This is a genomic window from Rhodococcus sp. G6(2025), from assembly GCF_058628105.1.
Genome location: NZ_CP179750.1, coordinates 858,933 through 883,976, shown reverse-complemented (window position 1 = coordinate 883,976; position 25,044 = coordinate 858,933). Strand labels below are relative to the sequence as shown.

21 protein-coding genes are annotated in these 25,044 nt (G+C 68.8%); 9 read left to right on the top strand and 12 right to left on the bottom strand.

Going from position 1 to position 25,044, the window contains the following annotated elements:
- The first annotated feature begins 1 nt into the window (after position 1).
- Entirely contained in the window at positions 2-811 is an 810-nt protein-coding gene (locus ACLIVD_RS04260; protein ID WP_491931998.1) for an FAD binding domain-containing protein, read from the top strand.
- Entirely contained in the window at positions 808-3,519 is a 2,712-nt protein-coding gene (locus tag ACLIVD_RS04255) for a molybdopterin-dependent oxidoreductase (RefSeq protein WP_491931997.1), read from the top strand. The genes ACLIVD_RS04260 and ACLIVD_RS04255 overlap by 4 nt, the downstream gene beginning before the upstream one ends.
- Positions 3,520-3,551: 32 nt before the next feature.
- On the opposite strand, the gene ACLIVD_RS04250 is transcribed toward ACLIVD_RS04255, so the two are convergent.
- Positions 3,552-4,022 carry an NUDIX hydrolase gene (locus tag ACLIVD_RS04250; protein WP_317570801.1) on the bottom strand — a complete coding sequence of 157 codons (471 nt, stop codon included), beginning with the start codon at positions 4,020-4,022 and terminating at the stop codon, positions 3,552-3,554.
- 9 nt (positions 4,023-4,031) lie between these two features.
- Positions 4,032-5,336 (bottom strand): NAD(P)/FAD-dependent oxidoreductase, encoded by a 1,305-nt coding sequence (locus ACLIVD_RS04245; RefSeq protein WP_283334915.1) that lies wholly within the window; start codon positions 5,334-5,336, stop codon positions 4,032-4,034.
- Between the two features lie 154 nt (positions 5,337-5,490).
- Between ACLIVD_RS04245 and ACLIVD_RS04240 the strand changes: the two genes are divergently transcribed.
- Positions 5,491-6,390 (top strand): LysR family transcriptional regulator, encoded by a 900-nt coding sequence (locus tag ACLIVD_RS04240; protein ID WP_491931996.1) that lies wholly within the window; start codon positions 5,491-5,493, stop codon positions 6,388-6,390.
- Here ACLIVD_RS04240 and ACLIVD_RS04235 read toward each other — a convergent pair.
- Entirely contained in the window at positions 6,387-7,331 is a 945-nt protein-coding gene (locus ACLIVD_RS04235; protein ID WP_280779057.1) for an alpha/beta fold hydrolase, read from the bottom strand. The genes ACLIVD_RS04240 and ACLIVD_RS04235 overlap by 4 nt on opposite strands.
- A 225-nt stretch (positions 7,332-7,556) precedes the next feature.
- Between ACLIVD_RS04235 and ACLIVD_RS04230 the strand changes: the two genes are divergently transcribed.
- Both ACLIVD_RS04230 and ACLIVD_RS04225 read left to right on the top strand, forming a co-directional pair.
- Complete coding sequence (locus tag ACLIVD_RS04230; RefSeq protein WP_491931995.1) at positions 7,557-8,138, top strand: nucleotidyltransferase family protein; 582 nt, start codon at positions 7,557-7,559, stop codon at positions 8,136-8,138.
- 104 nt (positions 8,139-8,242) lie between these two features.
- Entirely contained in the window at positions 8,243-8,671 is a 429-nt protein-coding gene (locus ACLIVD_RS04225) for an ester cyclase (RefSeq protein WP_280779060.1), read from the top strand.
- Positions 8,672-8,680: 9 nt separating this feature from the next.
- Here the strand turns inward: ACLIVD_RS04225 and ACLIVD_RS04220 are convergent, their stop codons facing one another.
- Entirely contained in the window at positions 8,681-9,499 is an 819-nt protein-coding gene (locus ACLIVD_RS04220) for an ABC transporter permease (RefSeq protein ID WP_105420896.1), read from the bottom strand.
- A complete protein-coding gene (locus ACLIVD_RS04215; protein WP_491931994.1) occupies positions 9,496-10,452 on the bottom strand; it encodes an ATP-binding cassette domain-containing protein in 957 nt (318 codons plus the stop codon). The genes ACLIVD_RS04220 and ACLIVD_RS04215 overlap by 4 nt, the downstream gene beginning before the upstream one ends.
- 150 nt (positions 10,453-10,602) lie before the next feature.
- On the opposite strand from ACLIVD_RS04215, the gene ACLIVD_RS04210 reads away from it, so the two are divergent.
- Together ACLIVD_RS04210 and ACLIVD_RS04205 are read left to right on the top strand one after the other, a co-directional pair.
- Positions 10,603-12,243, top strand: a complete 1,641-nt coding sequence (locus ACLIVD_RS04210) for a helix-turn-helix transcriptional regulator (RefSeq protein WP_491931993.1) — start codon at positions 10,603-10,605, stop codon at positions 12,241-12,243.
- A 109-nt stretch (positions 12,244-12,352) separates the two neighbouring features.
- The gene (locus ACLIVD_RS04205) at positions 12,353-13,462 is read left to right on the top strand and encodes a flavin-containing monooxygenase (protein ID WP_491931992.1); all 1,110 of its coding nucleotides are present in this window, start codon (positions 12,353-12,355) and stop codon (positions 13,460-13,462) included.
- Here the strand turns inward: ACLIVD_RS04205 and ACLIVD_RS04200 are convergent.
- The 6 genes from ACLIVD_RS04200 to ACLIVD_RS04175 all read right to left on the bottom strand — a co-directional run bounded on the left by ACLIVD_RS04200 (position 13,434) and on the right by ACLIVD_RS04175 (position 20,468).
- On the bottom strand, positions 13,434-14,603 hold the full coding sequence (locus ACLIVD_RS04200; RefSeq protein ID WP_491931991.1) for a lipid-transfer protein: 1,170 nt from the start codon (positions 14,601-14,603) through the stop codon (positions 13,434-13,436). The genes ACLIVD_RS04205 and ACLIVD_RS04200 overlap by 29 nt on opposite strands.
- The gene (locus ACLIVD_RS04195) at positions 14,600-15,022 is read right to left on the bottom strand and encodes a MaoC family dehydratase (protein WP_280779064.1); all 423 of its coding nucleotides are present in this window, start codon (positions 15,020-15,022) and stop codon (positions 14,600-14,602) included. The genes ACLIVD_RS04200 and ACLIVD_RS04195 overlap by 4 nt, the downstream gene beginning before the upstream one ends.
- Positions 15,019-16,029 carry a bifunctional MaoC family dehydratase N-terminal/OB-fold nucleic acid binding domain-containing protein gene (locus ACLIVD_RS04190; protein WP_491931990.1) on the bottom strand — a complete coding sequence of 337 codons (1,011 nt, stop codon included), beginning with the start codon at positions 16,027-16,029 and terminating at the stop codon, positions 15,019-15,021. The genes ACLIVD_RS04195 and ACLIVD_RS04190 overlap by 4 nt, the downstream gene beginning before the upstream one ends.
- Before the next feature lie 14 nt (positions 16,030-16,043).
- The gene (locus ACLIVD_RS04185) at positions 16,044-17,195 is read right to left on the bottom strand and encodes an acyl-CoA dehydrogenase family protein (RefSeq protein ID WP_280779066.1); all 1,152 of its coding nucleotides are present in this window, start codon (positions 17,193-17,195) and stop codon (positions 16,044-16,046) included.
- Complete coding sequence (locus ACLIVD_RS04180) at positions 17,180-18,220, bottom strand: acyl-CoA dehydrogenase family protein (protein WP_491931989.1); 1,041 nt, start codon at positions 18,218-18,220, stop codon at positions 17,180-17,182. Before ACLIVD_RS04180 ends, ACLIVD_RS04185 begins: the two co-directional genes overlap by 16 nt.
- Positions 18,221-18,302: 82 nt before the next feature.
- Positions 18,303-20,468, bottom strand: coding sequence for an acyl-CoA dehydrogenase family protein (locus ACLIVD_RS04175; protein WP_491931988.1), 2,166 nt, complete (start codon positions 20,466-20,468; stop codon positions 18,303-18,305).
- 94 nt (positions 20,469-20,562) lie between these two features.
- On the opposite strand from ACLIVD_RS04175, the gene kstR reads away from it, so the two are divergent.
- Positions 20,563-21,201 carry a cholesterol catabolism transcriptional regulator KstR gene (gene kstR / locus ACLIVD_RS04170; RefSeq protein ID WP_005566090.1) on the top strand — a complete coding sequence of 213 codons (639 nt, stop codon included), beginning with the start codon at positions 20,563-20,565 and terminating at the stop codon, positions 21,199-21,201.
- Positions 21,202-21,269: 68 nt separating this feature from the next.
- Positions 21,270-23,810: a trehalose-phosphatase gene (gene otsB / locus ACLIVD_RS04165; RefSeq protein ID WP_317570792.1), complete on the top strand. Its 2,541-nt coding sequence runs from the start codon at positions 21,270-21,272 to the stop codon at positions 23,808-23,810.
- Positions 23,811-23,829: 19 nt separating this feature from the next.
- Here otsB and ACLIVD_RS04160 read toward each other — a convergent pair whose 3' ends face one another.
- Positions 23,830-24,918 (bottom strand): LacI family DNA-binding transcriptional regulator, encoded by a 1,089-nt coding sequence (locus ACLIVD_RS04160; protein WP_283334926.1) that lies wholly within the window; start codon positions 24,916-24,918, stop codon positions 23,830-23,832.
- Positions 24,919-25,044 lie beyond the last annotated feature (126 nt).

Genomic DNA, 25,044 nt, shown 5'->3' with positions numbered 1-25,044 from the left:
GATGGATCTGTCGTTCGTGACGGAACTCTCGGCCCCGCGCAGCCGTGACGACCTACCCGCCCCGGAACCCGGAACGGCATTCCTGGCGGGCGGCACCTGGCTGTACTCGGAACCGCAGCCGACGGTCACCCGGCTGGTGGACCTGACCACCCTCGACTGGCCTGCGATCACCGTCCACGACGACGGACTCGAGCTCGCCGCGACGTGCACCATCGAGACCCTCTGCAACGCACCGCTTCCCGCGGAGTGGACGGCGGCGAGCCTGTTCCGGCCGTGCGCCGAGTCCCTGGTCGCGTCGTGGAAGATCTGGCACACCGCGACCGTCGGCGGCAACCTGGCGCTGGCGCTCCCGGCCGGGGCGATGATCACCCTGTGTTGCGCCCTCGACGCCGAACTCCTGATCTGGACCGCCGACGGGGGTGAACGCCGGGTTCCGGTCGACCGGTTCGTCACCGATGCCGGTCACACGGTGCTCGGAGCCGGTGACCTGATCCGCAGCATCCACCTCCCCGCCGCCGCGTTGCGGGGCCGCACGTCGCTGCGCAAGATCGCGTACTCGCCGCTCGGACGGTCCGGCGCCCTGCTGGCCGGACGGGTCGACGTGGACGGTTTCGCGTTGACCGTCACCGCGTCGACCGTCCGCCCGTTCGTCCTCCGCTTCCCCACCGTTCCCGGTCCCGACGTGTTGAGCGAGTCTCTGTCGGAACGGATCTCCCCCGACGACTACCTGACCGACGCGCACGGCGCCGCAGACTGGCGTCGGCACGTCACGGGAGTCCTCGCCGAGGAGATCAGGAGGGAGCTGGAATGAAGTTGACGGTCGACGGACAGTCGGTGGATGCAGACCCACGGCCTGGTCAGTGCCTGCGCACCTTCCTGCGGGAGCAGCAGCGGTTCGCGGTCAAGAAGGGCTGCGACGCCGGCGATTGCGGCGCCTGTTCCGTACTGCTCGACGGCGCCCCGGTGCACTCGTGTGTGGTGCCGGCGCACCGCGCCGAGAACCGCGAGGTGACGACCGCGGCCGGTCTCGGCAGTCCCGATCGACTCCACCCCGTGCAGCAGCGGTTCGTCGACGCGGCCGGCTTCCAGTGCGGGTTCTGCACCCCCGGGATGGTGGTGACCGCGTCCGCGCTGGACTCCAGCCAACGCGCCGACCTGCCGCGCTCACTGAAGGGGAATCTGTGCCGCTGCACCGGCTATCGCGCCATTCGCGACGCCGTCGGCGGCGTGTGCACCACCGAATCGGACAGTGCCGGTGAGTCGTTCGGCCGCTCCATTCCCGCGCCCGCCGCCGCCCGGGTGGTGTGCGGCGCCGAGCCCTTCACACTGGATCTGGCCGTCGAGGGCCTGACGCACATCCAGATCCTCGGCAGCCCGCATGCGCACGCCCGCATCACCCGACTCGACACGTCCGCCGCGGAGAGGCTGCCCGGCGTCCACGCGGTGCTCACCCACCGCGACAGTCCCGACGTCGCCTTCTCCACGGCCCGCCACGAGTTCCGCACCGACGACCCCGACGACACCTACGTGTTCGACACCATCCTCCGGTTCCGGGGGCAACGGGTCGCGGCCGTCGTCGCCGACTCCGTCGACATCGCCCGGCGCGCAGTGGAATTGATCGACGTGGAGTACGAAGTATTGGAACCGGTCTTCGATCCCGACCTGGCACGCCGCCCCGGCGCCCCCGTGCTGCACGGCGACAAGGGCGCCGATGCCCGGATCGCGGACCCGGCCCGGAACCTGGTGGCCGAGGTCCACGGCGAAGTCGGCGACCTCGCCGCCGGGCTCGCGGCGGCGCGGGACACGGGCGCCGTGGTGGAGGGCACGTGGCAGACGCAACGCGTGCAGCACGCGCATCTCGAAACCCACTCGGCCATCGGCTGGCTCGACTCCGACGGGCGGCTCACCCTCCGCAGCAGCACCCAGGTGCCCTTCCTCGTCCGCGACGAACTCGCCCACCTGTTCTCGCTCGACCGCTCACAGGTCCGGGTGTTCACCGCCCGCATCGGGGGCGGCTTCGGCGCCAAACAGGAAATGCTGGTCGAGGATCTCGTCGCCCTCGCCGTTCTGCGCACCGGCAGACCGGTGCAGTACGAGTTCACCCGCTCCGACCAGTTCACTATCGCCCCGTGCCGGCATCCCATGCGCGTGTCGGTGAAGGTCGGGGCCGACGGCGACGGAAAGCTGACGGCGCTCGCCGTCGACGTGCTCTCGGACGCCGGTGCGTACGGCAATCATTCGGTGGGCGTGATGTTCCACGGCTGCAGCGAATCCGTTGCGCTGTATCGATCGCCGAACAAGCGGGTGGACGCCCAGGCCGTCTACACCAACAACCTGCCGTCCGGGGCGTTCCGCGGCTACGGTCTGGGCCAGGTCATCTTCGCGGTGGAGTCCGCGCTCGATCAGCTGGCGACGCAGCTGGGCGTCGATCCGTTCGAACTGCGCCGCCGCAACGTGGTCGTCCCGGGTGACGACTTCGTCGATGCCGAGGTGGAGCGCGGCGACCTCACGTACGGCAGTTACGGACTCGACCAATGCCTCGACCTGGCGGAGGCCGCACTGCGCCGCGGCAACGACGTGCCCCCGCCGGACGGCCCGCAGTGGCGGGTCGGTGAGGGCATGGCGGCGTCGATGATCGCGACCATTCCGCCGCGGGGGCACTTCGCGGACGTGTCCTGCACCCTCGTCGAGGGCGGCCGGTACGAACTTCGGGTGGGCACCGCGGAGTTCGGCAACGGCACCACCACCGTCCACGCCCAGCTCGCCGCGTCCGCGTTGGGCACCACCGCCGACCGGATCACCGTGCTGCAATCCGACACCGACGTCGCCGGGCACGACACCGGCGCGTTCGGTTCGGCGGGCACGGTGGTCGCCGGGAAGGCGGTGCATCTTGCGGGAACCCGGTTGCGGGAACAGCTGTTCGAGGTCGCTCGCCGCGTGGCGGGTGCCGCCGAGGACGCCGACTGCGCGCTGACACCCGACGCGGTCGAGGTCGCCGGGCGGGTCGTCGAACTCGACAAGCTGGTGCCCGAGGGACCGATCCGCGCCGAGGGCAGGCACGACGGCACCCCCCGTTCGGTGGTGTTCAACGTGCACGCGTTCCGGGTGGCGGTCGACACCGTCACCGGGGAGGTCCGGCTCCTGCAGTCCGTCCAGGCGGCGGATGCCGGCACGGTCATCAACCCGCAGCAGTGCCGCGGGCAGGTCGAGGGCGGTGTCGCGCAGGCGATCGGCAGCGCACTGTACGAGGAGATCCTGCTCGACGGCGCCGGGACCGTGCTCAACCCGCAGCTCCGGAATTATCACCTTCCGCAGCTCGTGGACGTGCCGGACACCGAGGTCTACTTCGCGGACACCTACGACGAACTGGGCCCGCACGGCGCCAAGTCGATGAGCGAGTCACCGTACAACCCGGTCGCCCCCGCCCTGGCCAATGCGATCGCGGACGCCACCGGCGCCCGGCTTCGGCGGATCCCGATGACCCCCGCCGCCGTCTGGCGTGCGCTCCCGCGCCCGTGAGTACTTATTAACGTCCCGCGGTTAATAAGTACTCACGGGCGGCGAAGCCGCATATGCAGCGCTCCAATGAGCGGACGCTGCCCCTTGACCAGTTTCGTCTCGGCGACGCTCGCCGGGAACCAGCGGGCGTCGTCGACCTCGGGGAACTGTTGACGCTTCCCCGACCGCGGCGGCCACTCCAGTTCGAACGTGTTGCTCTTCACGAACGTGACGTCCTCGCTCACCTCGGCCGCGTAGACGGTGATCAGCTTGCGTGAGGGCTGCCGGAATTCGCCGAGCAGCTCGTACTCGACGGCCGGCGGCGGCGCGCCGATCTCTTCCTCGAACTCACGCAGCGCGGCCTTGTAGGGGTCCTCGCCCTCGACGTACTCACCCTTGGGGATCGACCACGCGGCCTCGTCCTTACGCGCCCAGAACGGGCCACCCATGTGCACGATCCACAACTGGAGCACCCCCGCATCGTCGGTGCGATACAGGAGCACTCCAGCGCTGGTGACGGTCATGGACCCAGGTTAGGCTGCGGCATCCTCTCGCTGGTCGCGCAGCTCGGCAGGTTCGATTTCCTGGGCGTAGTGGAAGTGCGGGCGGCGGTGTCCGAGGAACGAACCGCACCACGACATCACCGCGACGTACCGGTTGCGGAATCCGACCAGGTAGACGAGGTGCACGGCGAGCCACAGGAACCAGGCGAGCACACCGGTCAGCTCGATCTTGCCGACGCGGGTGATCGCACGGAACCGGTTGATGATCGCCATGCTGCCCTTGTCGCGGTACGTGAACGGCGTTCCGAGGGCGCGTTTCCCGGTGATGATGGCCGCGACGTGCCGTCCACCCTGCATCGCGAACGGCGACTGTGCGGGCAGATTGTTCAGCGACGCCATGTCGCCGATCGCGTAGATGTCGTCGTAGCGACCCACCGTGAGGTCCTCGTCGACCAGGAGACGGCCGCCGCGGCCGGTCTCGCAGCCGGTTCGGTCCGCGAGCACCGCTGCGAAGTCGTTGGCCTGGATGCCTGCCGACCAGATGATGGTGTCCGCCGTGAGGCGCTTCTCGAAGCCGGTGCTCGGCGACGACAGGGTGGCGCCGTGTTCGTCGATGTCGGTCACCATCGTGCCCAGCACCACCTCGACTCCGGCCCGTTCGAGCGAATCCTGGGTGTACTTGCTGAGCTTGCCGCCGAACACGGGCAGCGTCTCCCCCGCACCCTCGACGAGGGTGACGGTGACGTCTTCGGACGTGATGTCGCGGAGCGACTTCTCGAAGTAGCGGCCCGCCAGTTCCTTGATCTGACCTGCCAGTTCGACACCGGTCGGACCGGCACCGATCACGATGAAGTGCAGCAGGTCGCGGCGACGCTCCGGGTCCGAGGTAGTGTGCGCCTCCTCGAAGCAGCGGACGATCTGCCTGCGCAGCCGGTCGGCGTCGGCGACGGTCTTGAGCGCGTACGTGACCTCGGCGAACTCGTCGTGGCCGAAGTAGGCCTGCCGGGCGCCGGTCGCGGCGATCAGGCTGTCGTAACCGATCGTGTGGCTCACCCCGCCGGCCTCGTAGACGACCTGCTTCTTGTCCGGGTCGACGTCGACGACGCGGCCGAGCCGGACGTCACCGCTGGGGTACTTCGCGAGGATCGCGCGGATGGACGGGGCGATCTCGCCGGGCGAGATGACACCGGTGGCCACCTGGTACAGAAGGGGCTGGAACAGATGCTCGGTGGTCTCGGAAATCAGCACGAAAGGCGTGCCTGCCTTGCCGAGCTTCTTCGCCGCCGCGAGGGCGCCGAACCCCGATCCCACGATGACGACCTGTGTGCGATCCACCGAAAACCTCCTACTGCTTCTGGCGTCTACTTAGCGCCGCGTATGAGCTCCACATTAGGGATCGACCATTGTTAATCGCCAGTAAGCTGGGGAAATCGAAATTGTGTTATCTCGATTGCTCATAAGTCTTCACGGAAGGACGTAACCTCAGGTCATGGAGTTCAGACAGCTTCGCTACTTCCTCGCGGTCGGCGAGGAGGGCAGTTTCTCGCGCGCGGCGCAACGCTGCTTCATCTCCCAGTCCGCGATCAGCCACCAGATCGCGAAGCTCGAACACGAGTTGGGCACCACCCTCCTGGAGCGGTCGACGCGCGCCACGCGGCTGACCGCGGCCGGCGAACGGCTGATGCCCATCGCGGCCGAGATGATGGGCCTCGAGGCCCGCGCGCTGTCGGTGGGACTCGATCCCCGCAACCGGCTCCGCATCAGCGCGAGCATGAGCTTCGCGACACAGAGCCTCGAGGCGATATCAGCTGTCCGCGAGGACTTCCCACAGCTCGACATCGAATTCGTCATCAAGGACTTCACCGACCGGATGACCGCCGTCGCGTCGGGGGACGCCGATCTCGCGCTCATTCGCGGCGGCGTCGACCGGCCGGGGCTCGAAACCGTGGAATTCGGGCTCGAAGACCTGGTGATCGTCACATCGAGCAAACACCCGTTGGCGGGGGTCTCGACCGTCGACCTGAGCGAACTGGCGCCGTACCCCCTACTGCTACCGCCACGCAGCAGTCAGATCCTGATCCACACCGTGGTCGAGGACGCGTTCCGGCAGGTCGGGCAGCGGGTCATGCTCGGACCGTCGATCCCCAGCGACCACACCGCCACCCTCGACGTGCTGACGACCCCGCGGTCGTGGACGGTGCTGTACGCGGACACCGCCGATGCGACTCCCCGCCGCGGGCTGAGCTTCCTGCGCGAGGCGGACGACCGACTGCGCATCCCGGTGTGCGGGGTCGTCCGGAGCGGAACGGCGACGAGACCCGAACTCACTCACCTGTTCCGCGCGCTCGCCCAGTCGATCGCCGGGTCCCGTGGATCGGCCGAAACCTAGGCGTCGATCAGTCCGTGCCGGTCCACCCACGTGAGCACGTGGTCGAGCATCGTGTCGGGAACCTCGAGCTGCGGGGTGTGCCCCACGTTGCCGAGAATCACGCTGTCCCACCGCGGGTTTGCCGTTGCCACCTTGCGGGCGGCCGCGACCGGGACCAGTCGGTCGCGGTCGCCGTGGAGCAGGAGAACGGGTTGTGCGATCGACCGCATGGTGTCGAGGTATCGGCGCGGGCGAGCCAGGACCCGCATGAGGGACCGGCTGGCCTGAAGGAACGCCGCATCCTCGGACGGCAGCCCGCGCCGGTATCCCGCGAGAGCCGCTGCGGCGTCGAGGGAATCTTCCGATGCCCGGCTCGGCTCGGCGAAGCACAGGTCGATCATCCGCTGGACCAACTGCCGGTCCGTCAACTTCCTGCTCGAGTACTGCAGGAACCGCTCCCCCACGAACGGCGTGAAGTACATCGCGAACTGCGCGGCGATCCGCGGGTCCGGGATCCGTTGCGCGACAGGCAGTGCGGGATCGACGAGAACCAGCGCCGAGACCATCTCGGGGTGCGCCGCCGTCTCGAACAGCGAGATCATGCCGCCCATCGAGTTGCCCATCAGGATCACGGGACCGCCGACGACGTCACGGAGGAAGCGATGCAGCACCTTCGCATTGGCGCCCACCCCCGTCCGGCGGCGCCCGGACGGACTGAGCCCGAAGCCGGGGAGATCCACGGTCAGCACCCGGGTGCGCTCCGCAAGGACCGGTGCGATCCGGACCCAGTTGAGATGCGAGCCGCCGAGTCCGTGAACCATCACCACGGGAGGAGATCCGGTGTCGGCACCGTATTCGACCCAGTGGACGGGACCGTCGAGGTCGACGACGCTGCCGGAGCCGCCCCACTGCTGCGCGAACTCCTGCCGGGAAGGTTCGCCGACTCTGTTCGGATCCACCATGTGTCCGTCCGTTCCGACTGTTGGCGTGTCGAGGCCACCGGCCAGTCTACGGTGCAGTTCGCGACGTGGGAGCGAAGCATGGATCGACCGCGACGTCGTCATCGCCGGGCCGGCGGGCAAGTACCCCGGCATCACCGCCGAGGACTACCTCTACCAGCGCGTCGACGCGAACTTCGCCGAGGAAAAGTATGTTGAACGCATGCAGCGCGGACCGGTGAGACCACGATGACGATCGGGGGCGTGCTGCTCGCCGCCGGGGCCGGTTCGCGCATGGGCATGCCCAAGGCTCTCGTCGTCGGCGCGGACGGAGAACCGTGGCTCGCGCGCGGAGTGCGAGTGCTGTCGGAGGCGGGATGTGAGCCCACCGTCGTGGTGCTCGGTGCCCGCGCCGAGGAGGCCGAGGACCTACTGCCGGGCGGTGTCCCCGTCACCGTCGGGATCGCGGAGGACTGGCAGTCGGGGCTGTCCGCCTCCCTGCGCCGGGGGCTGGAGGTCGCGGCAACGTTCGACGACGTCGATGCCGTCGTCATCACCCTCGTCGACCTCCCCGACCTCGGCGCCGACGCAATCCGGCGGGTGGCGTCGGTGCCGCCCGGCGACGCCCGAGCGTCGCTGCGTCAGGCTCACTACGCCGGCCGTCCGGGCCACCCCGTGCTGATCGGCCGGGACCACTGGCTCCCGTTGCGGCGCAGCCTCACCGGCGACTCCGGTGCACGCACGTACCTCGGGGCACACGGCGCCGAGACGGTCGACTGCTCCGACCTGGGGTCGGGATGCGACGTCGATTCACCGCGCGAACTCCCCTAGCCCTCTGGACGAACGGGACGCTCGTTCGATCTGACGCAACGAGCGTCCCGTTGGCCCGGCGGAGGTGGGTATACGCCGCGACGTGATCGGCAGACAATGGAGTCATGTCACTGGAAACGAACAAGGAATTGATCCGGCGTTTCTACACCGAGATCGACGCAGGCAACATCGACGCACTGGACGAACTCGTCGACGAGAATTACCTCGACCATTCACCGCCGCCGTTTCCCGGCCTCGAAGCACCGGGGCGCGAGGGACTGAAACAGGTGTTCCGGTTGTTCTGGGAGGCCACACCGGGGACGCACCTGATCGAGGATCAGGTGGCCGAGGGCGACAAGGTCGTCACCCGGCTGCTGTGCGCCGGAACGCAGACGGGTGATCTGCCCGGAATTCCCGCGACGGGGAACCGCATGGAAATGACCGCCACCGTCATCCACCGCATCGAAAACGGGCGGATTGCGGAGAAGTGGTCGGACAAGGACGTCCTCGCCATGCTCCAGCAGTTGGGGGTGATCCCTGCCGCGGGGCGGTGACCGTCGCCCTCAGCGGCTGACGGCCTTCTTGTAGCGCCGGATCGCGAACGGCACGAAGATCACCAGCAGCACCGCCGACCATGCCAGTGAGGCGATGATCGGGTGCTGCAACGGCCACGCGTCGGGAACGGTCATGTCCGGGTTGGTGTTTCCGAACAGTTCCCGCACGGCCTGCGTCACCGCGGACACCGGATTCCACTCCGCGATCACCTTCAGCGGACCGGGCAGGTTGGTGGTCTCGACGAACGTGTTCGCGATGAACGAGAGCGGAAAGATGACGATGAAGCTGGCGTTGTTGAACACCTCCGGTGTCCGGATCCACAGGCCGACCACCGCCATCACCCACGACAGCGCGTAGGCGAACAACAGCAGGAGCAGGTAGCCGAGCAGCGCTTCGCCGAGACTCGAGTGGATGCGCCACCCGATGATCAGACCCGTCAGTGACATCACGATGAGGCTGACGATGTTGATCAGGACGTCGGTGGAGGTGCGGCCGAGGAGGACGGCGGACGGGGCCATCGGCAGCGACCGGAACCGGTCGATGATCCCCTTCTGCAGATCCTCGACCATCCCGAGACCCGTCCACGTGGCCCCGAAGATGACTGTTTGCGTGAAGATCCCGGCGATCAGGAACTCCCGGTAGGACATCCCGGGAACCTGAATGGCACTACCGAACACGTACGCGAACAGCAGCACGAACATGATCGGCGACAACGTGGTGAACACGATGAGGTCGGGGACGCGCTTGATCTTGATCATGTTGCGCTTGGCGATCGTGAGCCCGTCCGCGAGCGCGGTGTGTACGGACGCCGTCTGTGGGGCGCTCATGAGACGTGCTCCTCTTCGGCTTCGTGTCCGGTCAGGGTGAGGAAGACGTCGTCCAGGGTCGGTCTGCGCAGGCCTACGTCGAACACCTTCACTCCTCGATTGGAAAGGCGGCCCAGCGCCTCGACGAGGGCGTCCGCACCGCCGGTCACCGGCACCGTCACCCGGCGGACGTTTTCTTCGACCAGAATGTCGCCTGCGGCGAGCGGGGCCAGTTCGTCGCGCACGACGGAGAGCTCGAAGCCCTCCCGGACGCTCAGCTCGATGCGCTCACCGCCCACACGGTCCTTCAATTCGTCGGCGGTTCCGCGGGCGATGACCGAACCGTGGTCGATCACCGCGATCTGGTCGGCGAGGCGCTCGGCCTCTTCCATGTACTGGGTGGTCAGGAGCAGCGTGGTGCCCCTGGCGACGAGATTGTCGATGACGTCCCAGAGAGCCAGCCGGGCGCGGGGGTCGAGCCCGGTGGTCGGTTCGTCCAGGAACAACACTTCCGGCTCGGCCACGAGCGCTCCCGCGAGATCGAGACGCCGGCGCATGCCACCCGAGTAGCCCTTCACGGGACGATCTCCCGCCTCGACCAGATCGAACTGTTCGAGCAGTTCACGGGCGCGCGCCTTACTGCGTTTGCCCCCGAGGTGGTAGAGCCGCCCGACCATCTCGAGGTTCTCGAAACCGGTGAGGTACTCGTCGACCGCCGCATACTGCCCCGACGCGCCGATCCGGGATCGGAGCACCCGCGCATCGTGGACGACGTCGAGACCGGCCACCTCCGCCCGGCCTGCGTCCGGGACGAGAAGCGTGGTGAAGACCCGGACCGCCGTCGTCTTGCCGGCGCCGTTCGGGCCGAGCAGCGCCATCACCGTTCCCGACGGGACCGCGAGGTCGACCCCGTCCAGTGCCGTGACCTTGCCGTACTTCTTGACCAGACCCTCTGCCGTTATCGCATCGACCATCAGAAGTTCCCATCCGTTGGCGTGTGGACCCAGTGTGACTCGAGGCACCGACAGGTTGCGAGGAATATTCGACGTTCCCGGCAGGCCCGGTGCGGCGGTAGTCTGAAAATTCGAGCAGGTCAGCGCGCAGATCTTCGGCAGGAGACAGTGATGTCCGACGCGACGTCGGAACTCCGGACGGGCCGTGCGGCCTTCGAACGACGAGACTGGCGCGCTACCTACGCACGACTGTCGGGCGCCGACCGGCAGACCCCGCTGTCCGGTGACGACCTCGAACTGGTCGCCACCGCCGCCTACCTTCTCGGTGACGACGACGCCAGCACCGAATGGTGGGAACGGGCGGTGCACGAGTGGGCCCGCGCGGGTCGGCCGGTGCGCTCCGCGCGGTGCGCGTTCTGGCTCTCGTTCGTCCTGATCATGCGGGGCGAGCAGGCGCGCGGTGGCGGCTGGCTGAGCAAGGCCCAGCGACTGCTGGACACCGCGGGCGTCGATTGCGCCGAGCGGGGCTACCTGCTGGTGCCGCAGGGACTGCAACGGATCGACGCCGGTGACGGCAAGGCCGCCCACGACATCTTCCGTGCGATCACGGAGGCAGGCACCCGGTTCGCCGACCCGGATCTGACGACGCTCGGGGTGCTGGGCACCGGCCATTCGCTCGTCCTGCTGGGGGACGTTGCCAACGCGGTGTCGGCGTTCGACGAGGCGATGGTCGGGGTGACGTCCGACGAGGTGTCCCCGGTGGTGGCGGGGATCGTGTACTGCGCCGTGATCGAGCAGTGCCAGAACATGTGCGATCTCCGCCGGTCCCGGGAATGGACTGTGGCGCTGGAGGAGTGGTGCTCTTCGCAACCCGACCTCGTCCCCTACCGCGGTCAGTGCCTCGTCCACCGCGCCGAGATCCTGCAACTGCAGGGCGAGTGGCCCACGGCGATGGATTCGGCGCGGCGGGCGTACGAGCGGCTCGCCTCGCATGCCGCGGCCGGGTCCGCCGCCTACGTGATGGCCGACCTCCACCGCCTGCGCGGCGAGGTCGCCCAGGCCGAGAAGTTGTTTCTGGAGGCGAACCGCTGGGGCAGGCGGCCGCAGCCCGGACTCGCGCTGCTGCGGATGGCGCAGGGGCGGGTCGGCAGCGCGGTCGCCTCGATCCGCTGCGCGGTGGACGAGTCCACCGGCGCAGTGGAACGCGCCCGGCTGCTGCCCGCCTGCGTGGACATCCTGCTCGCCGCCGGCGACGTCCCGGCGGCTCGCACCGCAGCCGACGAACTCGACTCGATCGCAACACGATTCGCGATCCCCTACCTGTGTGCTCTGTCCGCTCAGGCGTCGGGGTCGGTGCTGCACGCCGAAGGACGGGGTAGCGACGCGCTGACCGTTCTGCGCGACGCGTGGCGGCGCTGGCAGGACATCGGCGCGCCCTACGAGTGTGCGCGGGTCCGGGAGTCGGTCGCGCTGGTGTGCCGCGACCTGGGTGACGACGACACCGCGCAGATGGAGCACGACCTCGCGTCCGCCACCTACCGGCAACTGGGTGCGGTCCCGGACCTCGAGCGACTGCGGGCGGAGTTCCGCCCCGACCCGACGGTCAGCACTCCCCTGACTCCGCGTGAAGTGTGCGTGCTCCGCCTCGTGGCGGCAGGCAAGAGCAACCGGGCGGTGGCGACGGAACTGTTCCTCAGCGAGAAGACGGTCGCGCGGCACCTGAGCAACATCTTCCTCAAGCTGGGGATCTCGTCGCGGTCCGCGGCCACGGCCTATGCCTACGAGCATCGCCTCGTCGGGCCACCTACATGAAAGTACCCATACGGTCGTACGTATCTGCGCCATTCTCCCGACGCGCCGAGATCGGCCCGGTCATAGCGTTGAGCACGACCACCGATCACCCGAGGGAAGAAGACAGACGATGTCCACAGAACGCTTCGACACGATCGTGATCGGCGCCGGACAGGCCGGCCTCGCCACCGGATACCACCTCACACGATGCGGGCAGCGATTCGTGATCCTCGACGCCCACGACCGCGTCGGGGACGTGTGGCGGGAGCGATTCGACTCGCTTCGGCTCTACAGTCCCGCCCGGTACGACGGCCTGCCAGGCTGGGGAATTCCCGCCCCGGCTTGGTCCTGGCCCGGGAAGGACGAGGTCGCCGACTACTTCGAGGCGTACGCGCAGCGATTCGCACTGCCGATCCGGACCGGCACCACCGTCGACGACCTGTCCCGTGCCGGCGACCGTTACGTCGTCACGGCCGGGACGGACCGATTCGAGGCCGACAACGTCGTCGTCGCCTCCGGAACGTGGCAGTCCCCGGTCATCCCGGACCTCGCCGAGCGCCTCGACCCCCGGATCCGGCAACTGCATTCGAGCGACTACCGCAATCCGTCCCAACTGCAGGACGGGCCGGTGCTGGTGGTCGGGTGCAGCCACTCCGGCGCGGACATCGCACTGGAAGTCTCCCGTTCGCATCGCACCACGATCTGCGGGCCCGTCCGCGGGGAGGTGCCGTTCGACCTCGAGGGGCGCCTCGCCCACATCGCGATCCCGATCATGTGGTTCATGGCCAATCACGTTCTGACGGAACGCACACCCGTCGGCCGAAAGATGCGCACCCACGTCCGTTCGGGTGGCGGACCACTCCTGCGGGTCAAACGGGCCGACCTGGCCGCCGCCGGGGTGGAGCACTTCCCCGCGAAGGTCACCGGTGTCCACGACGGCAGACCGGTCCTCGACGACGGCACCGCACTCGACGTCCGCAACGTCATCTGGTGCACCGGGTTCCGCAAGGACACGTCGTGGATCCAGATCCCCGTCACCGGATCGGACGGGTGGCCCGAGCAGTCCCGCGGAGTGTCGCCGGACCATCCGGGACTGTATTTCGTGGGGCTGCCGTTCCTGCAGGCGTTCGCCTCGATGCTCACCGGCGGGGTGGGTAGGGATGCCGGGTATGTCGCGAAACACATTGCGCGCAGACAGACTCGGGTCGGACTCAGGCCGTCAGCACCAACCCTGACGTAGGCACACCGGTCCCGGCGGTGACGAGGACGTTCTGCACGCCGGAGACCTGATTCACGGACGTGCCGCGGATCTGACGCACACCCTCGGCGATGCCGTTCATCCCGTGGATGTAGGCCTCGCCGAGCTGGCCTCCGTGGGTGTTGAGCGGCAGACTGCCGTCGAGGTCGATGGCACCGTCGGCGATGAAGTCCTTGGCCTCGCCGCGGCCGCAGAAGCCGAGTTCTTCGAGCTGCATCAATACGTATGGGGTGAAGTGGTCGTAGAGGACGGCCAGATCCATGTCCTGCGGTCCGAGCCCGGCCTGATCCCACAGCTGCCTGCCGACCAGCTCCATCTCGGGCAGTCCCGCGAGCTCCGGGCGGTAGTAGCTGGTCATGATGTACTGGTCGCTGCCGCTCCCCTGGGCCGCCGCGGCGATCACGGCCGGTTTCTGCTTCAGATCCTTCGCCCGCTCCGGTGACGTGACCACGATCGCGATGCCGCCGTCGGACTCCTGGCAGCAGTCGAGCAGGTGCAGGGGCTCGGCGATGAATCGGGAGTTCTGGTGGTCCTCGAGGGTGATCGGCTTGCCGTAGAAGAAGGCGTTCGGATTGGTGGCGGCGTGCTTGCGGTCGGTGACCGCGACCCGTCCGAAATCCTTGCTCGTGGCGCCGTATTCGTGCATGTACCGCTGGGCGACCATCGCGACGAACGCCGCGGGCGTCGACAGGCCGTGCGGGTAGGAGAACGCGTTGTCGGTACCCGACGAGTTCACCTGCTGCACCAGACCGGAGTTCACCTGCCCGAACCGCATCCCCGACCGCTCGTTGAACGCCCGGTACGCCACCACCACGTCGGCGACACCGGTGGCCACGGCCATCGCCGCCTGCTGCACGGTCGCGCACGCCGCGCCCCCGCCGTAGTGGATGCGGCTGAAGAACTTCAGGTCCGGAATGCCGACCGAACGGGCCACGGCCGCTTCGGTGTTGGTGTCCATCGTGAAGGACGTCAGGCCGTCGACGTCCGCGGGGGTCAGCCCGGCATCGTCGAGCGCCGCCGTGACCGCCTCTGCCGCCAGCCGCAATTCGCTGCGGCGCGAATTCTTCGAGAAGTCCGTGGCGCCGATACCGGCGATGGCAGCCTTGCCCGACAGCCCGCTCATGCACCCGCTCCGTTCGTGCGTCCGTCCAGGACGAGGGTCACCTTCGACGTGATGTGGTCGCCGAGACCGTTCTTCCCGACGACGTCCAGCGTGACGACGCCGTCGTCCATCGCCGCCACCGTGCCGCTCAGGGTGAGGGTGTCGTATGCGTACCACGGAACGCCGAGGCGCAACGCGATCGACTTGATCACCGCGTTCGGCCCCGCCCAGTCGGTGACGAACCGCTGCACCAGACCCGTGTCGGTGAGGATGTTGACGAAGATGTCCTTCGACCCGCGTTGCTGCGCCAGGTCGCGGTCGTGGTGGACGTCCTGGAAGTCGCGTGTCGCCAATGCGGCCGAGACGACGAACGTCGGGTCGCCGGTCACGGTCAATTCCGGAAGCGTCGTTCCCACCGCGACATCGAGTGTGGACGTCATGACTGCTCCTTCGCTCCGCGCTGCCACGCGTACAGGGTCCACGGCGTGCCGCCCGTCTCGTCGTCGCCCGGGAAGTCGAGGTAGATCGCCTCCACCGGCATCCCGACCGTCACCTCGGCGGGGTCGACGCCGCGCAGCTCACCGAGCATGCGGACGCCTTCATCCAGTTCGACCAGCGCCACCACGAACGGCAGCGAGCGTCCCGGCACCTTCGGCGCGTGGTGGACCACGTAACTGAACACGGTGCCGCGGCCCGACGCGACGACGTAGTCCGTCGTCTCCGTCTTGTCCTTCCACAGCGCGGGCACCGGTGGGTGCTGCAGCGATCCGTCCTCACGCTGCTGGATCCGCAACTCGTGCGCGGCCACCCCGTCCCAGAAGAACTGGGTGTCCTGCGAGGCGCTGGGCCGCATCAGCTTCGTGGGGTCCAGATCGTCGAAAGATGCCCCCTGACCGTTCGCCGACTGTGACGCCGGTTCAGCGGATTTGGGCGCGAACTTCAGGATGCGGAACAGCATCTCGGCGACAACCTCGCCGGTGCCGTCGTCGCCGGCGACCCGCCACAGGCTGCGGGTGGTGAAGAACCACCCCTCACCGAGGCCCGTCTTCTTCGGACCCACGAGATCCTCGAGGGTCGTGGTGATGGTGACCTCCTCACCGACCCTCAGGTAGCGGTGGTAGATCTGATCGCAGTTGGTGGCGACGACGGACGTGAACCCGGCCTCGTCGAGGATCGTCGTCATGCGGCCGAGTGGGTCGTCGGGTTGCCGAACGGCGTTCAGCCCCTGCATCGTCCACACCTGCGCCATCGCGGGCGGGGCCACGATGCCGTCGTGTCCCGCTGCCCGCGCCGCCGCCTCGTCGACGTAGATCGGATTCCGGTCGCCGATCGCCTCCACCCAGTTGCGGATCATCGGCAGATTGATCGGGTCACGCCCGGGGCGGGGAGCGCTCGGGCCCGCCGACCGGACCTCGTCCGCGGCAGCGAGAATCTGTTCGGAACTCATTTCGCGCGGCGCTCCTATCGCGGGACTCGGGGAAGTTTCAGACCGGCTGTCGCGATCAGCTCACGCATCACCTCGTTGACACCGCCACCGAACGTGATGACGAGGTTGCGCTTCACCTGCATGTCGAGCCACCTCATGAGGTCGGCGGTCTCCGGCTCGGACGGGTCGCCGTAGCGTCCGACGATCTCCTCGACGAGCCTGCCGATGCGCTGAATACGTTCGGTGGCGAACACTTTCGTCGCGGACGCGTCGGCGATGTCGACGGCGTCCGCCTCACTCGACGCCACCTGCCAGTTGAGTAGTTCGTTGAGCCGGAACGTCGCGTGGATCTCGCCGAGCGCGCGCCGCACGTCCGGCTCGTCGAGCAGGTCGTGCGCGACGGCCCAGTTGCGGATGCGGTCGTAGAGACCGCCCACCCGGCCGGCCGGTCCGAGCATGACGCGTTCGTGGTTGAGCTGGGTGGTGATCAGTCGCCAGCCCTGATTCTCCTCACCGACCAGCATGTCCGCGGGAACCCGGACGTCGGAGTAGTAGGTGGCGTTCACGTGATGCGCACCGTCGCACGTGATGATCGGCGTCCAGCTGTAGCCCGGGTCCTTGGTGTCCATGATCAGGATGGAGATTCCGCGGTGACGCGAATCCGCCGAGCCCGTCCGGACGGCGAGCCACAGGTAGTCGGCGTCGTGACCGCCGGTGGTGAAGATCTTCTGCCCGTTGACGACGTACTCGTCACCCACGCGCACGGCCGTGGTCCGCAGCGCCGCGAGGTCGGTGCCCGCTTCCGGTTCGGTGTATCCGATCGCGAAGTGCACCTCGCCGGCCAGGATCGCGGGAAGGAACTTGCGCTTCTGCTCCTCGGTCCCGTACTTCTGCAGCGTCGGACCCACCGTCTGCAACGTGACCGCGGGCAGCGGAACGTCGGCGCGGGTCGCCTCGTTGACGAAGATCTGCTGCTCGATCTCACCGAAGCCGCGGCCCCCGAACTCCACCGGCCAGCCCACTCCGAGCCAGCCGTCCTTGCCCATCCGGCGGATGACCTCGCGGTAGGTGCTGCCGTGGCGCTCCGTGCGCATCACCTCGGCCTCGGCCGGCGAGATCAGCCCGGAGAAGTAGCGCCGGAGTTCCGCTTGCAGCTCACGCTGCTCGTCGGTCAGATCGATGAACACCGGGCCCCCACGAGGTCGAGTCGGTACGAGGCGCCGCCCACGAGGCGGGCCAGGTCTTTGGCGGTCGAGTAATAACGGTGCAGCGGGTACGTGACGTCGACGCCGATCCCGCCGTGCAAGTGGTGCAGAACCTGCATGGCGGCAGGCACTTCGGCGGCGATCCAGTACGCCATCACGTCCAGATCGTCCTGGGCGTCCAGGCCTTCGGACACCCGCCACGACGCCGCGAGCGCCGACACGTGGAGCGTGCGGGACGTGACGTAGACGTCGGCGATCTGCTGCGACACGGCCTGGAACGTGGCGAGCGGCTTACCGAACTGGTGGCGCGTCGCGAGGTGCTCCCCTGCGAGAACCGTTGCGCCCGAAAGCAGTCCGTCCGCGACCGCCCCGATCGACGCCAGGGCGATGCGGTACAGCGTCTGCACCGCATCGTCGCCGGCGGCGAGCAGTTCACCCCGCGCGCCGTCGAACGTGATCGCGAATTCGGGGCTCCCCGACGCCGAGGGTGTCGGCGTGAGCGTGACGCCGTCCGCGCCCGGATCCACCAGCACCACCCCGGTGTCCGTGGGCACGAGAATCCGATGTGCCCGCTCAGCGAACGGAACCGCGAGCACGCGCCCGTTGACGGAGTAGCCGTCCCCGTCCGCGACCGCGGTCACCGAGGGCCGTGCCGGGAACTGCGCCCCGGGTTCGGCGAGCGCCGCGGTGAACGTGCGGCCGTCGGCGAGGCCGGTGAGCAGTGCGTCCTGTTGGGCGTCGTCGCCCAGCGCGACGATGGGCAGCACACCGAATCCGAGCGTTGCGAGGGCCGGGACCCGCGCCGCCTTCCGCCCGACCTCGGTGAGCAGCGCACCGACGTCGGTGACCGAGAGCCCTTCACCGCCGAGGCGTTCCGGCAGTGCGAGGGTCAGCAGGTCGGCGTCGGCGAACGCGGCCCAGAGGGCGTCGTCGTCGAGGTCGCGGGCCAGCAGTCCGGCCGCGACCTGGGCCACGGCCTCCTGGGTTTCGTCTCGAGTGAAGTCCACGCTGACAATCCCACTTTCAATTTAGAACGTGTTCTAGTTGTATCACCATCCCGGACCTCGCGAAAGTCCATCGCGACGCGGCTCAGCCCCGCGGCAGCCCGAGAATCCGCTCGGCCGCGACCGTCAGCAGGATCTGCGTCGTTCCGCCCGCAATCGACAGGCAACGTGTGTTGAGGAACTCCCGCGCCAGCGGACCCTCCACCCATCCGTCCACGCCACCGAGTTCCATCGCGAATTCCGCGACCGCCTGCCGCTGGCGGACACCGACCAGCTTGCGGACACTCGATTCCGGTCCGGGGTCCTGACCGTCCAGCTGCCGGAGGGTGGTGCGCAGTTCGAGCTGCGAGCCGACGAGCGCATTGCCGATGAGATGCCCGAGCCTGTCCTCGGTCACGGGGTCGCCGTCCCCCGCGAGCGCGAGCAGTTCCTCCATCGCCGCACCGAGCGAGGAGCCTCCGCCCATCGCGACCCGCTCGTTCGCCAACGTGGTTCGGGCCAGCTTCCAGCCGTCGCCGAGATTCCCGACCACCAGCTCGTCCGGTACGAACACGTCCTCGATATACACCTCGTTGAACAGGGCGTCGCCGGTGATCTCGCGCAGCGGCGAGATGGTGATGCCGGGGCTCGTCATGTCGACGAGGAAGTAGCTGATGCCCTTGTGTTTGGGCGCGTCCCGGTCGGTGCGGGCCAGGCAGATTGCCCAGTCCGCTTCCTGCGCCCTCGACGTCCAGACCTTCTGACCGTTCAGCCGCCACCCGCCGTCCACCTTCTCCGCGGACGTCCGCAGCGCCGCCAGGTCGGAGCCGGCGCCGGGTTCGCTGAACAGCTGGCACCAGATGATCTCGCCGCGCAACGTCGGGGTGGCGAAGCGCTCGATCTGCTCGGCGCTGCCGTGCTCGAGGATCGTGGGCACGGCCCACCAGCCGATCACGAGGTCGGGCCTGCCGATCCCGGCGGCCGCCAGCTCCTCCTCGATCAGGATCTGTTCCGCGGCCCGCGCACCCCGCCCGTAGGGTGCGGGCCAGTGCGGGGCCAGGTAGCCCGATTCCGCGAGGGCCGCGCGTCGCTCCGACTCCGGCCGCGCCACCAGCTCGGCGATTTCGGCGCGGATCCGCGCCCGTTCGTCGTCGAGCCCAGACAGGTCGATCGACAGGTGCCTGCGAGCACCGGCGCGCGTCAGTTCGGTGACCCGCGCCCGCCAGCGGGCGGAGCCGCCGAGCAGCTGCCGCAGCGACGTCGCCCGGCGCAGGTAGAAGTGCGCGTCGTGTTCCCAGGTGAAGCCGATCCCGCCGAGCACCTGGATGCAGTCCTTGGCGGTCTCGACGGCGGCGTCGAGCGTGAGCGACGCCGCGACCGCGGCCGCGATCGGCAGCTCCCCGCCGTCCGCGTCCCACGCGTCCTCCGCCGCCACGGCCGCATCCCACGCCGCCGCACCGGCTTGTTCGACGCGGCACAGCATCTCCGCGCACAGATGCTTGATCGCCTGGAACGATCCGATCGGTTTGCCGAACTGCTCGCGAATCTTGGCGTACTCCACCGCCGTTCGCAGACACCAGGCCGCGATCCCGGATGCCTCCGCGGCGGCGAGAGTCGCCGCGAGGTCGGGCACGAGCCCGTCCCGCACGCCGGTGACCACGCGGTCGGCCGCCACCGCCACACCCTCGCAGCGCACCCGCGCGAGAGGTCGGCTCTTGTCGATCGTGTCGGCGACCGTGATGTCCAGGCCGTCGGCTTCGCTGTCGATCAGACACCACACGACGCCGTCGCCCGCGTCGGCGGGAAGCAGCACGGACACACCCGTGTCACCGCCGATCACGAAGCCCGCGTCGCCGGTGACCGTCAGCCCGCCGTCGGCCCCGAGCGTCGCGTTCACCGGGGAGTTGCTGCCGAGAGCCACCGCGCACGGCATCGCGCCGTCCGCGAGTTCCTCGGACCACCGTTTCGCGGCGGCGCCGGAGCTTCGGCCGACGATGAGAGCGGCGAGAGCGGTCGAGAGAACAGGACCCGGGACGAGTTCGGTCGCGGCCTGTTCGAGCATCGCGGCGAGATCGACGATCTCCGCTCCCGACCCACCGACCTCGTCGGGCACGGCGACCGAGAAAATTCCGAGCGAGGCGAAGGACGGCCACGACGTCCGCCACGAATCTGCTGGTCCTTGCCGTACTGTGACCAGCGGGTCCGTGGACCGCGCCCAAGCCTGGATCGAACCCGCTGCAGCCTTCTGTTCTTCGGTGGTGGCGATTGTCACAACGGGTATCCGCCTCTCCTGAATGACACATTCGTCTAGAACGTGTTCTAATATGACACCTGGCCATGAGTCAAGGCGCGAAGGAAAACAGGTAATGACGACCAGCTCTCGATCACGGTCCACGACGGTCGCTGCGGCGACGCTGGGCGAGGACGATCTCAGTTCCAACGCGCAGAAGGAACGGCGCAAGCGGATCCTCGACGCGACCCTGGCCCTGGCCTCCAAGGGCGGATACGAAGCCGTGCAGATGCGGGCCGTCGCCGAACGCGCCGACGTCGCCGTGGGGACGCTGTACCGCTACTTCCCGTCCAAGGTGCACCTGCTGGTGTCGGCGCTCGCCCGCGAGTTCGAGCGGATCGACTCGCGGGGAAAGAACCCGCCGGGCCGGAACCCGCTCGAGCGGATGCAGCTGATCCTCAGCCAGATCACCCGGGCCATGCAGCGCGACCCACTGCTGACCGAGGCCATGACGCGTGCCTTCATGTTCGCCGACGCGTCTGCCGCCGCCGAGGTCGATCAGGTGGGCAAGCTGATGGACCGCCTGTTCGCCCGCGCGATGACGGACACCGAGCCCACCGAAGACCAGTTGGCGGTCGCCCGCGTCATCTCCGACGTGTGGCTGTCGAACCTGGTGGCCTGGCTCACCCGCCGCTCGTCCGCGACCGATGTCGCGAATCGCCTCGAACTCACCGTCGAACTGCTGCTCGGTGACGGAAGCCGCAGACCCGAGTAGGACGCGATCGGGGCACAGCCCCGGCCGACAACGCGCTCACAGCCGTCACATCCCCTAGATTTGAACATGTGAGCGCCCATGATCTGCCCATCGAACTTCGTCGTGCCCTCTCGAGGGTTGCGCGGACCCCTCGCCTGCTCGTCGCTTCCGATTACGACGGCACGATGGCCCCCATCGTCTCCGACCCCGAGAAGGCGTTCCCCCACGCCGAATCGGTGCGCGCTCTCCGCGCCCTGGCCAGCCTCGCCGGAACGACGGCGGCCGTGATCTCGGGCCGCGCACTCAAGGACCTCGCCGCGCTGTCGCGGCTGCCCGCCGAGGTGCAACTGGTCGGCAGCCACGGCTCGGAATTCGACATCGGATTCATCCATGCGATCGACGCCGACGCCAAGAAACTTCTCGGTGAGATCACCGAGGAACTCACCCGGATCGCCACGCTGCACGCCGGTACGTCGGTGGAGGCGAAACCGGCGAGCGTCGCCCTCCACGTCCGCAACGCCGACGCCGAGGAAGGCGCCCTGGCCCTGGCCGCGGTGCGCGCCGATGCCGGACAGCGCGTGGGCGTGCAAATCACCGAGGGCAAGTCCGTCATCGAACTGGCCGTCGTCGCCACCGACAAGGGCCACGCGCTCGACCTGATCCGCCACCAGGACGGTGCGACGGCAGCCGTCTTCGTCGGCGACGACGTCACCGACGAGAAGGCATTCGCGCGTCTCCAAGGCCCCGACCTCGGCGTGAAGGTGGGCCCCGGCGACAGCCTCGCCGAGTTCCGGGTGTCGACCACCGAAGACGTGGCCGCGGCCCTCGCGTTCCTGCTCGAGGAGCGCCGCACCTGGCTGTCCGGGGCACACGCCCCGCCGATCGAGCGCCTCACCATGCTCGCCAGCCCGCGGACCGTCGCCCTCGTCACCCCCGACGCGACCCTCACGTGGCTGTGTCATCCCGAACCCGACTCGGCGTCCGTGTTCGCGCATCTGCTCGGCGGACCGGAAGCCGGCCACTTCAGCGTCGGCCCGCACCGCAGCGCACTGCCGCTGAGCCAGCGGTACATCGACAGCACCATGACCGTGCAGACACGGTGGGCCAGCCTCTCCGTCACCGACTACCTGCCGCACGACGTCCGCCAGGGCCGCACCGACCTGACCCGGGTGATCAGCGGGCAGGCCGCCGCCGTCGTGACGTTCGCACCGCGGCCCGAATTCGGGCAGGGCCAGGTCATCCTGGAGGCGGTCTCCGAGGGACTGCGGGTGCACGGCACCAACGAGCCGATCGTGCTGCGCTCCCCCGGCGTGCAGTGGAACGTCACGTCCGACGGCAACCAGCAGACCGCGCATGCCGTCGTCGACCCGTCCGGCGGCGACGTCGTCCTGGAATTGCGGTGCGGCACCGAAGAACTCGGACCGTCGGAGACTCCCGAGGAGGAGCGTCGCGCGCTGGCCGAATCGTATTGGTCGGACTGGGCGAAGAGCCTCACCCTGCCCACGCTCAAACCTGACCTGATGAAGCGCTCCGCCCTCACCCTCCGCGGTCTGGTGCACGTCGACTCCGGAGCGATCATGGCGGCCGCCACCACCTCGCTGCCCGAGGAGATCGGCGGCGTCCGCAACTGGGACTACCGCTACTGCTGGCTGCGCGACGCGGCGCTCACCGCGTCCGCGCTCGTCAGCCTCGGCTCGCTGAGCGAGGCCGAGGGCTACCTCGACTGGGTGCACGACGTCCTCGAGACGCTGCCCGGCCCCGAACGCCTGCACCCCCTCTACACGCTGCACGGTGGCGGTCTGCCGCCCGAGGCCGTCATCGACTCGCTGCCCGGCTACGCGGGCTCGCGGCCGGTCCGCATCGGCAACGCGGCCAACCAGCAGGTGCAACTCGACGTGTTCGGACCCATCGTCGAACTCATCCACGACCTGTCCCACGCCCGCGAGAAGCAGGGCGTCGAGGTGGCGCTCAACGACCGCGACTGGGAACTGGTCTGCGCCATGGTCGAGGCCGTCGAACGCCGCTGGTTCGAACCCGACCACGGCATCTGGGAGATCCGCGACAACCCGCGTCACCACGTGTACTCCAAGGTGATGGGCTGGGTCACCGTCGACCGTGCAGTGGCGCTGGCCGAGCACTTCGGCCGCGACGTCGAGCCCGGCTGGACGTCGTTGCGCGACAAGATCGCCGAGGAGGTGCGCGAGAAGGGCTGGAAGGACGAGGTCCGCTCGTACACCGCCGCCTACGACGGCACCGACCTCGACGCCGCCACCCTGTACATCGGACTGTCCGGGCTGATCGACCCGTCGGACGAGAAGTTCGCCGCCACCGTCACGGCCACCGAGGCGGAACTGCGCAGCGGCTCGACCGTGTACCGGTACCACCACGACGACGGGCTGCCCGGCACCGAGGGCGGGTTCCACCTCTGCGCTGCGTGGCTGGTCGAGGCGTACCTGCTGATCGGTCAGCGGTCGCAAGCGGAGGCGTTGTTCGCGCAACTGGTCGACGCCGCCGGCCCGACCGGACTGCTCAGCGAGGAGTACGACCCCGTCGCCGAGCGGTCGCTGGGCAACCACCCCCAGGCGTACAGCCACCTGGGACTGCTGCGCTGCGCTCAGCTCCTGGCCTAGCGCGTATGGGATGGCCGGGTCAGCGCTTGGCGGGCCCGGCCGTCGAACCCCGCAGCAGTTCGGTCTCGAGCATCTCGACGGTCGCGACACCGGAGTGCGACGGGGACATGAGCAGGGCACCTGCCCGGCGACCCTTCTCCTCCTGCGGTTGCCGCACGGTGGTCAGGCCCTCACGCAGTGCGTCGTCGACTCCGTCGAATCCGGTGATCGACAGCCGGCCGGGCACGTCGATGCCCTGCCAGCGCGCCCAGTCCAGCGCGCCGAGCGCGAGGACGTCGGTGGTGCACACGAGTGCGGTGATCCGCGGATTCACGCCGAGCGCCTGCGCGGCAGCGGCGTGCCCCGACTTCCCGGTGTGCTCGAACCGCTCGACGACGGTCAGCGTCCGAGGGTCCAGGCCGGCGTCGGACATGGCGTCGCGCACTCCCTCGATGCGTTCGCGCTGGACGTGGAAGTTCGGTGAGCGCAGACGCTCGGCGTCGGCGACCCCGTCCGAGCGGTCGCGCCCCAGCCTCATACTCAGCACGCCGATGTCGCGGTGGCCGAGCCCGATCAGATAGTCGGCGAGGCCCCGCATCGCGCCGCGGTCGTCGATCCCGACGAGCGACGCCCCCGGGATTTCCCGCGGCTGATCGCACACGACCATCGGCAGGTGACGCTCGCACACCGCCGCGAGGTAGGGGTCGTCGTCCGCCACCGAGTACACGACGAACCCGTCGACGCCCGCCTGCTGCACGACCGCGGCGGCGTCCGCCTCCTCGCGACCCGGGCCCGCCGGAATCAGCAACAGACCCTGCCCGGCCGCCTCGCACGACTCGGCCAATCCGGACAGAAAGCTCATCGCGGCGGGGTCGCGGAAGGAATAGCTGAGAGCCTCGGTGAGCAGCAGTCCCACGGCACCGGCCTTGCGGGTGCGCAGGGATCGTGCCACCGGGTCCGGGCCGGGATAGCCGCGGCGCTTGGCCGCCTGCAGCACCCGCTCGCGGAGTTCCGCGGAGAGTTGATCCGGCCGGTTGTACGCGTTGGACACCGTCGTTCGCGAAATATTGAGCTCGGCCGCGAGCGACGCCAGCGTGGCTTGGCGACGAGGCTGTCGAGACCTGGGCATAGGGGGACGTTAGTACCTGGCCCGCGTTCGGGCGCGTCGGGGCTGCACCGAAAGTGCACTACCAGGACCTATCCGCTAAAGTGCAACGGTAACGGTTTCCAATAGCGTTTAGCGTTCGTCTTCGGT

Bases quoted from the DNA above. Each gene is read 5' to 3' on its own strand.
- ACLIVD_RS04260 (WP_491931998.1), top strand. From the start codon at position 2: ATGGATCTGTCGTTCGTGACGGAACTCTCGGCCCCGCGCAGCCGTGAC.
- ACLIVD_RS04255 (WP_491931997.1), top strand. From the start codon at position 808: ATGAAGTTGACGGTCGACGGACAGTCGGTGGATGCAGACCCACGGCCT.
- ACLIVD_RS04250 (WP_317570801.1), bottom strand. From the start codon at position 4,022: ATGACCGTCACCAGCGCTGGAGTGCTCCTGTATCGCACCGACGATGCG.
- ACLIVD_RS04240 (WP_491931996.1), top strand. From the start codon at position 5,491: ATGGAGTTCAGACAGCTTCGCTACTTCCTCGCGGTCGGCGAGGAGGGC.
- ACLIVD_RS04235 (WP_280779057.1), bottom strand. From the start codon at position 7,331: ATGGTGGATCCGAACAGAGTCGGCGAACCTTCCCGGCAGGAGTTCGCG.
- ACLIVD_RS04230 (WP_491931995.1), top strand. From the start codon at position 7,557: ATGACGATCGGGGGCGTGCTGCTCGCCGCCGGGGCCGGTTCGCGCATG.
- ACLIVD_RS04225 (WP_280779060.1), top strand. From the start codon at position 8,243: ATGTCACTGGAAACGAACAAGGAATTGATCCGGCGTTTCTACACCGAG.
- ACLIVD_RS04220 (WP_105420896.1), bottom strand. From the start codon at position 9,499: ATGAGCGCCCCACAGACGGCGTCCGTACACACCGCGCTCGCGGACGGG.
- ACLIVD_RS04215 (WP_491931994.1), bottom strand. From the start codon at position 10,452: ATGGTCGATGCGATAACGGCAGAGGGTCTGGTCAAGAAGTACGGCAAG.
- ACLIVD_RS04210 (WP_491931993.1), top strand. From the start codon at position 10,603: ATGTCCGACGCGACGTCGGAACTCCGGACGGGCCGTGCGGCCTTCGAA.
- ACLIVD_RS04205 (WP_491931992.1), top strand. From the start codon at position 12,353: ATGTCCACAGAACGCTTCGACACGATCGTGATCGGCGCCGGACAGGCC.
- ACLIVD_RS04200 (WP_491931991.1), bottom strand. From the start codon at position 14,603: ATGAGCGGGCTGTCGGGCAAGGCTGCCATCGCCGGTATCGGCGCCACG.
- ACLIVD_RS04195 (WP_280779064.1), bottom strand. From the start codon at position 15,022: ATGACGTCCACACTCGATGTCGCGGTGGGAACGACGCTTCCGGAATTG.
- ACLIVD_RS04190 (WP_491931990.1), bottom strand. From the start codon at position 16,029: ATGAGTTCCGAACAGATTCTCGCTGCCGCGGACGAGGTCCGGTCGGCG.
- kstR (WP_005566090.1), top strand. From the start codon at position 20,563: ATGACGACCAGCTCTCGATCACGGTCCACGACGGTCGCTGCGGCGACG.
- ACLIVD_RS04160 (WP_283334926.1), bottom strand. From the start codon at position 24,918: ATGCCCAGGTCTCGACAGCCTCGTCGCCAAGCCACGCTGGCGTCGCTC.